The 3,014-nt window shown below is 72.0% G+C and carries 3 protein-coding genes and 1 pseudogene; 2 read left to right on the top strand and 2 right to left on the bottom strand.

Annotated features, from left to right (window positions below; translation table 11 throughout):
• The first annotated feature begins 276 nt into the window (after positions 1-276).
• The gene (locus tag ACFV0Q_RS40460; protein WP_385012966.1) at positions 277-1,065 is read left to right on the top strand and encodes a BTAD domain-containing putative transcriptional regulator; all 789 of its coding nucleotides are present in this window, start codon (positions 277-279) and stop codon (positions 1,063-1,065) included.
• Between the two features lie 14 nt (positions 1,066-1,079).
• Positions 1,080-1,814, top strand: coding sequence for a sirohydrochlorin chelatase (locus ACFV0Q_RS40455; RefSeq protein WP_385012964.1), 735 nt, complete (start codon positions 1,080-1,082; stop codon positions 1,812-1,814).
• Positions 1,815-1,834: 20 nt separating this feature from the next.
• Here the strand turns inward: ACFV0Q_RS40455 and ACFV0Q_RS40450 are convergent, their stop codons facing one another.
• Together ACFV0Q_RS40450 and ACFV0Q_RS40445 are read right to left on the bottom strand one after the other, a co-directional pair.
• Positions 1,835-2,716: an ABC transporter permease gene (locus tag ACFV0Q_RS40450; RefSeq protein ID WP_385012962.1), complete on the bottom strand. Its 882-nt coding sequence runs from the start codon at positions 2,714-2,716 to the stop codon at positions 1,835-1,837.
• Positions 2,703-3,014: pseudogene (locus ACFV0Q_RS40445) on the bottom strand (ABC transporter ATP-binding protein); the annotation flags it as partial. The pseudogene ACFV0Q_RS40445 and the gene ACFV0Q_RS40450, both read right to left, overlap by 14 nt.

Genomic DNA, 3,014 nt, shown 5'->3' with positions numbered 1-3,014 from the left:
CAGCCCATTGGATCCCCCGCATCCGGCGCCGGACGTGTTGCACGGCCTTTGCCGTGTCCGGTCCCGGGCGGGGGCCTCCGTGCGGAGGCCGGGGCTTCATTGACACGCTCCTACCTGACCAAGTACGGTCGGGACCGATCGGTCCACTAGGAATTCAGTACCACTTGAGTACCACTTCCGGCACCGAATCGATCATCCGGCGCCAGTGCACACGACACCGTTCTCTTTCCATCTCGCGGGGAGATGTTTGTGTTGCTGTTCTCAGTCCTAGGCTCCATGGAAATAATGAAACAGCGGGTCGCCGTACGGCTCGGCGGTGCCATGCAGCAGACGCTCCTGGCGACCCTGCTCGCGGCCGGCGGATCGCTCGTCACGGTCGACTCCCTCATCCTCGAACTCTGGGGGACCACACCCCCCAACAAGGTCGAGAACGCCCTCCAGGCGCAGATCAGCAGGGTGCGCAGGACCCTGGCCGCGGTGGAGCCCGACCGGGAGGGATCGCGGGTGGTGACGAGCACCTCCGGCTACATGTTCCTCTTCGACCGGTGGGAACTCGACGCCTACCTATTCCTCGACACCGTGGACTCGATCCACGCGAGAACGGCCACCGACACCCTCACGGAACACCGCCAGAACATCGCGGACCTCCGCGCGGGACTCTCGCGCTGGCGGGGCCCGGTATTCGGCGGACTGGCCGGCGGACCGATCTGCCAGACCGCCTCCACGAGATATATGGAGGCGAGAAATTCGGCGCTCATTCTGCTTTACGATCTAGAACTGCGCACCGGCGGTCATGAACGGATCCTTCCGGAACTGACCGAGCTCTACTCGCGCAACCCCAACCACGAGCAGTTCTGCATGCTGCTCATGCGGGCGCTGTACCGCAGCGGCCGCCAGCTCGACGCCCTGACGGTCTACCGCCAGTGCCGCCACAACATGATCGAGTCGCAGGGCATCGAGCCCTCGCCCGTCCTGAGCCAGTACGAGCGGGCGATCCTCACCCACGACCCGATGCTGCTGCAGAACGATCCCTACTGGCCGGTGCCGGCCCTCGTCGCGGGCTAGGGAAGGGCCCGGACATGGGCGGCTCCCTGCTGCTGGTCGCGCACGGCAGCCGTGATCCGCGGCACGCGGAGACGGTACGCGCACTCACCCGCAGGATCCGGTCGACGAGGCCCGGACTGCGCGTGAGCACGGCCTTCCTCGACTTCGACGCCCCGTCCGTACCGGACGAACTGGCGCGGATGGCCCGGGACGGCGCCCGGGCGGTGGTGGCCCAGCCACTGCTCCTGACCCGCGCCTTCCACGCGAAGACGGACCTGCCCGGCGTCCTGCGCCAGGCACCCCCCGCCCTCGCCGTACGCCAGGCCCCCGTGCTGGGGCCCGACCCGCTGCTCACCGCGGCGCTGGAACGCCGGCTGTACGAGGCCGGGCTCGCCCGGGGCGACCGCGCCACGACCGGCGTGGTCCTCGCGGCCGCCGGCAGCGGCGACCCGGAAGCGGCCGAGGTGCTCGCCGGGATCGCCCGGCAGTGGCGCGACTCGGGCGGCTGGTACGCCGTACGGCCCGCCGCCGCCTCCGCCGGACCCCGTACCGAGGACGTCGTACGGGCGCTGCGCGCCGAGGGCGCGCGCCGGGTGGCGGTCGCCCCGTACGTCCTGGCACCGGGCCGGCTCCCCGACCGGATCGCGGCGGGCGCCCGCGCGGCCGGGGCGGACGTCCTGGGCGCGGTCCTCGGCGCCCCGCCGGAACTCGCCCGGCTCGTGCTGCGCCGCTACGACGCGGCCGCCCGCACCCCGGCCCTGACGGGCTGACGCACACCGGGCGCGGTCCCTCACGGGCGCAGGCCCCGCCGCCGCAGCATGCGGCGTTCCACGGGGCCGAAGACCAGCAGGTCGACGGCGATGCCGACCAGCAGGATCAGGACGATGGCCAGGAAGATCCGTGCCATGTCGGAGGTCTCGCGCCCCGATTCCAGCAACTGGCCCAGGCCCAGGCCCAGGTCGGGGGAGCTGGCGATGATCTCGGCGGCCATCAGGGAGCGCCAGGAGAACGCCCAGCCCTGCTTGAGGCCCGCCAGGTAGCCGGGGAAGGCGGCGGGCATGACGACGTACCGGGCGCCGCGCGCACCGGTGGCTCCCAGGGACCGGCCGGCCCGCAGGAACAGCGGCGGGACCTGGTCGATGCCGGAGACGAGGCCGCCCGCGATGGAGGGGGTGGCTCCGAGCAGGATGACGGCGTACATCATCGAGTTGTCGAGGCCCAGCCACAGGACCGCCGGGGGGACCCAGGCGACCGAGGGCAGGGACTGCAGGCCCTGGAGGATCGGGCCGATCGCGGCGCGGACGAATGCGACGCGGGCGACGAGCAGGCCGAGCGGCGTGCCGATGGCCAGGGCCAGCAGGAACCCCGACAGGCCGCGCCAGACGCTGGTCCACACGATGTCGAGGAGGGTGCCCTTGAGCCACAGGTCGGTCAGGCTGGCCCACACCGCGGACGGCGACGGCAGCATGTAGTCGTCGGTGACGCGGGCCCAGACGAGCACCTGCCACACCGTCAGCACCAGCGCGACGGCCGCGGCGGGCGGCAGGGCCTTGCCCAGCAGCACCCGGCGCAGCGGGGTGCGGGTTCCGTCGTGGGTGTCGAGCGCGTCGAGCCCGGCCAGTTCGTTGGAGGCGGTGCGCGCCTCCCGGGGCCGGAGGTCAGTGCTGGCCATGGCGGCGGATCTCCCCACGCAGGTGTTCGGTGATCTCCAGGGACAGGTCGGCGACGTCCGCGTCCTCGATGCGGCGCGGCTGGGGGATGTCCACGGCCCATTCGCGGGCGACGCGTCCGGGGCGGGAGGAGAGCAGGACGACGCGCTGGGCGAGGCGGACGGCCTCGCGGACGTTGTGCGTGACGAAGAGGACGGAGAGGCCCGTCTCGGCCCAGATGCGGGTGAGTTCGCCGTGCAGGACGTCGCGGGTGATGGCGTCGAGGGCCGCGAAGGGCTCGTCCATCAGCAGGAGGCGGCT

This window comes from Streptomyces sp. NPDC059564 (assembly GCF_042735575.1).
Lineage (GTDB): Bacteria > Actinomycetota > Actinomycetes > Streptomycetales > Streptomycetaceae > Streptomyces.
Note: the sequence above shows the minus strand (reverse complement) of the source record. Positions and strands in the feature narration are given on the sequence as shown.

Bases quoted from the DNA above. Each gene is read 5' to 3' on its own strand.
- ACFV0Q_RS40460 (WP_385012966.1), top strand. From the start codon at position 277: ATGGAAATAATGAAACAGCGGGTCGCCGTACGGCTCGGCGGTGCCATG.
- ACFV0Q_RS40455 (WP_385012964.1), top strand. From the start codon at position 1,080: ATGGGCGGCTCCCTGCTGCTGGTCGCGCACGGCAGCCGTGATCCGCGG.
- ACFV0Q_RS40450 (WP_385012962.1), bottom strand. From the start codon at position 2,716: ATGGCCAGCACTGACCTCCGGCCCCGGGAGGCGCGCACCGCCTCCAAC.